4 protein-coding genes are annotated in these 5,918 nt (G+C 54.9%); 2 read left to right on the plus strand and 2 right to left on the minus strand.

Annotation, left to right across the window (positions count from 1 at the left end; all coding sequences use genetic code 11):
• Positions 1 to 109: 109 nt before the first annotated feature.
• Both FJ147_26495 and FJ147_26500 read right to left on the minus strand, forming a co-directional pair.
• Positions 110 to 3,214: a hypothetical protein gene (locus FJ147_26495; protein MBM4259435.1), complete on the minus strand. Its 3,105-nt coding sequence runs from the start codon at positions 3,212 to 3,214 to the stop codon at positions 110 to 112.
• Between the two features lie 29 nt (positions 3,215 to 3,243).
• Complete coding sequence (locus FJ147_26500) at positions 3,244 to 4,128, minus strand: alpha/beta hydrolase (GenBank protein MBM4259436.1); 885 nt, start codon at positions 4,126 to 4,128, stop codon at positions 3,244 to 3,246.
• Positions 4,129 to 4,196: 68 nt separating this feature from the next.
• Here FJ147_26500 and FJ147_26505 point away from each other — a divergent pair, with 68 nt between their 5' ends.
• Together FJ147_26505 and FJ147_26510 are read left to right on the plus strand one after the other, a co-directional pair.
• Entirely contained in the window at positions 4,197 to 5,078 is an 882-nt protein-coding gene (locus FJ147_26505) for a 3-keto-5-aminohexanoate cleavage protein (protein ID MBM4259437.1), read from the plus strand.
• Between the two features lie 10 nt (positions 5,079 to 5,088).
• Positions 5,089 to 5,628, plus strand: coding sequence for a VOC family protein (locus FJ147_26510; GenBank protein ID MBM4259438.1), 540 nt, complete (start codon positions 5,089 to 5,091; stop codon positions 5,626 to 5,628).
• The last annotated feature ends 290 nt before the right edge of the window (positions 5,629 to 5,918 follow it).

Genomic DNA, 5,918 nt, shown 5'->3' on the forward strand with positions numbered 1-5,918 from the left:
TGCTCCTAAGATCATCGCGTGTTCCCTTCTCTCTCCCTGAACTTGAGTTTCTCCCCACGACACGCGCCTATCTCAGCAGAACCCGCGAAATCATGAAAGATTCAGACCTTTACAGGGATGGCCACAGTGCCCGCTGTCCGAGGTCAACCACCAGTGGCGTGACCGTCGGGTCACGATATGGACCATGCACCCGGAACGCGAGCGTGGTGAGCATTTCTGCACCACGAGCGAGCAGTTGCCCTGCGAGCGGAACCTTTGCCACACTACTCGTGATTCCATGGAGCGGCATAAAGGAGGTCTTGAGGTCCAAGGCGTGGTGGACCAAATCGATTTCGCCAGCGGCTTCGATACGAACGGCATTACTGGCAAGCACGAGGTTCGATGTGGTTGCGACCCCCTCACCTATCGCGAAATCCCCACCCAAGGACGAAAATGACAGCCCTTCACTGGGAAGACTTGGTAGCTGGAAACTCAACAGCTCCTGTAAACTCACTGCAGACCACAGACGGACAAGCACCGGCACTTGCTGTGCTATGCCATCCGCGACCGTCAGTGCCAGATGCGCACGCCAACGCGCAAGGTTTTTCCAGTCATGCCAATCTGGAAAATAGATTTTCCCTGCACCGCTCAGTGTCCCTGTCAGCCGCTCACTCGGCGTCCCAAGTAGAGAGAAAAGCTCAGCAACATCAACACCAGTGACATGGGGGGTAAGATAGATGTCTTTGCTATCCGGCCACAATGTGGCGTCGCCAACCAACTTTCCCTTGGCAGTGGTCGCCTCGTGTACGCGGATATCCGCTTGACGATGGTGCCAGTAGCACTCCCCCTGCACCTGTTCAGCCGCGAAGGTCTTATAACGAAGCTGCTCCGCTCGCACCTTGACCCGCACTTGCACGGTGTCGTTTTTGGGGCGTGTATCTTCAACCTGCGGTTGATCGACTTTGAAGGCGGCTCCCAAATCGAGGTCGGGAAAATCCACGGCGAGATCCAGATTGACGGGCGACACGCTAAGAATCTTCCCTGTTCCAGTGAATGCCCCTCCAGCAGAGGATCCTTGAGTAATGGTCAGGTTGACATCCCCCCCCTGCCAGTCGAGACGACCTTGGGCAATGACAAACGGGTGAAAGACTTTGGGCAACGGGTCAAGTAACACGTTGTTCAGCGCAAGGCGGCCAGTGACGCTCCTCTCCCCTCCCCTTGGCAGGTGCACCTCGATCCTGCCATCGAGCGTGCCCGCTTGTGCAATCACCATGTTGAGTGGCAACAGCGGCACAACGACGGCGTCTCTCACTCCAGCGAAAGTGATGACCCCGTCTCCATGACGCTCCGATGTGAGATAGTTTCGCACGACCCCCTTCAACTCGACAGGAGCACCGTCAAGCGTGAACGACAGCTCATCAGTAACAAGGGTCTCTTTGTCGATGCGTACGACGCCAGCTAAGTTGTTGATCGTCAGATTCCACTTCGTCACTGTCACTGCTGCCTGTTGCAACGTTACTTTGCCTTCGTAGGTGATCACTCCTGAAGGAACGGCAGTTTGCATGGACAGTTGCACCTGCGCACGTCCCTGAGGGTTCGTCACAAACTGAGTGATTATGCCTTCTGAGCCCTTCGTCGTCGTGCTCCGTATACCGGGGAATCCCTTTTCCAGTTCTGGTAGGTCAGCAAGAGCGAGCTCCCCATCGATATGGAGATCGAGTTGCTGCTTTGGTGACACATAATCAACAACGTGGCCAGTCGCTTGCAGCCGAGAATTGCCAAATTTGAATGACAGTGGTGTTGCTGCTTTGGCTTCGATGCGGGAATTGCTGATGTGAACATGGCCGGTCAGATCAGTCACTTCGGGTTTTATCAGCGGCAGACGGAACCCCACGTGCTGGAGTGCGAGTTCACCGTCAAACGCCAGGGAGGCAGGAAATCGTGGCGAATACATACTAACGGTCATTACCGCGCGGCCTCGCGGTTGCTGAATAGGTAGCGGCATCTCAGCAAAGCCGAACTTGCGGGCCGTCGTCACTAAATCATCAAGGTCCTCTTGCAAGTTCACGTCGGCCTCAAACGTGGCAGACGCCTCAGTATCGGGGCGCGTGGCAAACTGCGGAAGAACAATCTCCCCCGCACGGAGCTGAGACTTCTTGCCCAAGCCTCCACTGAGTCCTTGGATCTTCAAGGCACCTTCACCAAGGGTGAGTCTCCCCTTGGCAACGGCGAACTGCCGCCCTTCCTCACTCATGCCACCAAGGACGTGTTCGAGGTTGACTTCTGCAGTCACCGCTCGTAAGTAGTCCCGCCACGTCCTGATCGGTGCCTGAAAGCCACCCTCCTTCCAGTGTAGTTGCGTAATGTTGGCAACCGCGGTACGGAGATGCAGAGCACCAACACGCAGATTGCGGGCATCCAGCGTTCCATCAATACGGAACGGCCCTCCCCCCTTTCCGTCATAAAGAAGATTGGCAGAAACCGTTCCGTGCGGCCATTCATACCCGAGCGTGCGCCCCAATTGATGAGCCACAATACTTCGCAACTGTACTGACCCATGCCAGGCAACCTGCCACTGATCGAGTTGCGATGACCATGTCGGCGCAACTGCCTGTAGCTCGATTGCGCCCAGCTCTCCTTTTTGTCCCAGCGACGCTGAACCGTGGAACGTCACACCGGCTCCGTCAGGATGTGACAACCAGAGTTGCACCTGTGAAGCAAGAAACGGAGACGGCTGCTCTTTACGTGTATAGGCAACACTGCCATTGGCAATGACAACATGGCGGACGGCCACCGTCGGTGTAAACCAGCCCGAGGTATCAGCAGACGCAAACGTTTTCTCTGTTGCCGCCAGCAGGCCAAGGAAATGGGGTACCCCATGTTCACCGCCACCGACAACATTGAGGTGCGGACGCGACACTTTCATTTCATGGAAGAGCACCCGCCCAGAAACAAGTGCCTGAAGATCGAGGAGCATCGCTAACCGCTCAGCCGCGAAGAGCGGTGAGTTCTGCGTTGGCAATTGCATCGTCACACCAACAAACTCAATCCCCAACCCACCAACATAGAAAAAGTGACTACGCGAGACATGCACCTCAGCACCGAGCGTCTGACTCAGATACTGCGTTAACAATGTCTTATAGCGATCACCAGAGAGGAGCCATGCCGCGCTCGCAAACACCAGCACCAGCACGGCTGCCCCCACAGCGACAAGAAAGCGCAACCAACGCCACATGCACGTTCACCCTACAGTCTTGCGTCGTCTCATTCAGTCGGAGCGCTGGTAAGAAACTCCCGCAACACCCGGATATAGGTCTCACCCCCAGCCTCGTGCAAGTTGGTATGTCCGGCTCCTTCTATAGCGTAGAACCGTTTCGGGTGTGGAGCCAGGGTATATAACCCCTGCCCTTGCTGAAATGGGATCGTCCGGTCGGCAGTACCGTGGATCACCAAAAGTGGCGCGGGAAATCGTTCAACAAGGCGAGCAGAGTTCAGTTCCCCATCGACTAGAAAAGCAAGCGGTGGCAAGCGAATCTCTCCCATAGCCCGTAAAGACAAGAACGGCGCCAGGAGAACCGCATGACTGGGAGCGGTCTCCAACGCAAGCGTCACAACCACAGCCGCTCCGAGTGATTCCCCAAAGTATACAACTGGCCGGTTCGCATTCCACCCACGCCGCTGCGCATAGGCAATCGCTGCTCGCCCGTCATCGAGAATACCCGCGATTGACGGTTTTCCTCGACTTCTGCCAAAGCCTTGGTAGTCAAACAGAAAGTGGTCTCCTCCGACACGCTCTCGCAGCAGCCGCAAATGCGCAAGCCGGTGGCTAACGTTACCAGCATTACCATGAAACCAAATGAATAAGGGATCGCTCGTACCGGTTGCCGTCTGGTGGTTTGGCACATACCAGCCATGCAGCAAACGATCATCTGCCCCACCAAACCACACCTCCTCATACGGCAACCCGTACTCCGTTGGCGATGTCTGGACCTGCGTATTGGGATGAAAAACAAAAGCGTTCTTTAACCAGTCGATCGGAGACGTTAGCAAAGAACCGAGGAGCGCACTAACTGACGCCCACCCGACTTTCCAATGTGTCGTATTCGCATCACTCATCATTGGCTTGATAATGTCACGTACTTCATTCATGCTTGAGGCTCTCGTCGTCTTTAGGATTATAGCGGGGTCGGAAAAAAATCGCAGCAAGGAGGAAGGCTATGCCCAATAAAGTTATCATCGAAGTGCGAATTAACGAATATGCGATGCGGGATCAAAATCCCAATGTCCCCTATTCCCCAGAAGAGACTTCCTCCCAGGCACTGGAATGCTGGCGTGAAGGTGCCTCGATCATCCATTATCATGCGCGCGATCCGAAAACTGGAGCGCCAGCTTCAGATGCCAAACTCTACGCTGACACCGTCCGTCGAATCAAGGAGAAGAGCGATGTGATTACCATGCCAACACTGGGCGCATGGTGGCTTCCCTCAGTCGAAGCGCGCATTGCCCATATCGTTGAGATGGCCAAAGACCCGATGACCAAGCCGGACTTCGGACCGATCGACATGGCGACCGGCAATGTCGATACCTATGACCCGAAAGGCAAACGCTTTAAGACCAACGAAACCGTCTACATGAACACCACTAAGACGTGGCAGTATTTTGCAGAAACAATGAAATCAGTTGGAGTCAAACCGATTCAGGCCTTGTGGAATGTTCCTTCCATTCGCGCAACGCAAGCGTTTGTGGATATGGGCATTTTTACTGAACCGGTCTATTGCGAGATCGTCCTGACGGAAGACTGGCTATTGAGCGGACATCCTGGAACCGTTAAAGGCATGCAAGCGTTCCTCGACTTCTTGCCACAACATCAGAAGTGGCAATGGTCGGTCATGTGTGTGGGTGGCAACCTGTTCCCGCTCGTCGCCGCGGCCATCGAACGCGGCGGCCATATTTCTATCGGCCTCGGCGATTATCCGTATCCCGAATTAGAACGTCCGACCAACGCACGACTCGTTGCTCGTGTTGCCCAGATTGCCCGGGAGATGGGACGGGAAGTCGCGACTCCGAAAGAGGCACGAGAAATGTTGGGACTCAAGTAAAGGAGGGCGCATGAAAGAACTCGATACGATCACTCCGCATCCGATCGTGCAGATGTGCTGGGTAGTGGACGACATGGAAACTGCCGCCCTGCAATGGGTCAAAACTATGCAGGCAGGACCGTTCTTCTTGTTACCGCACATCCAGTTAGACGACCTCACCTACCGCGGAAAACCTGCCACGCTCGATCAATCGTCCGCTGTTGGGCAATGGGGCACGGTACAGGTCGAATTATTTCAGCAGCATTGCCACAACCCCTCAGGCGCGCGCGAGATGTTCGCTCCTGGGCAAAGTGGGTTGCAGCACATTACATGGTTTGTCGACGACATTGATGCCGAGACTCGACGACTGAACGCCTTGGGTTTTGACACCGTCATGACGTGTCGATTACCTGCCGTAGGTGGATTACGCCTCGCGTGGTACGATACACGGAAAGTGTTCGGAGCAATGGTCGAAGTATATGAAGAAGGCGACCTCATGCGTCGGTTCTATAAGCGCATTGCCAACGCCGCTGAAGGTTGGACGGGTGAGAATCCAGTGCGATCGTTGTAACATTCCACCTCTCACGCGAGTCGTTTCTTGGTAGTGGTTCAGTTTGGATGTGGTTTGTAGGGGCACCCCTGTGTGGGTGCCTTTTTCCTGGGCGGCCACATGGGACCGTTCCTACGAAGACGCATCCACATGTCAAACTGAGCCACTACCCGTTTCTAAGGTCCAGGACTTACGCTTGAGGACCACAAGTATCATTTTAGGGATATGATTACCAAGAAGCAGTACGTCGAATATTTGGTGAGCACGCCGAAGAATTGCACCTGTACGTATCTGGCCGAGCATTTGGAAGA

This window comes from Deltaproteobacteria bacterium, assembly GCA_016874775.1.
Classification (GTDB): Bacteria; Desulfobacterota; Binatia; order Bin18; family Bin18; genus VGTJ01.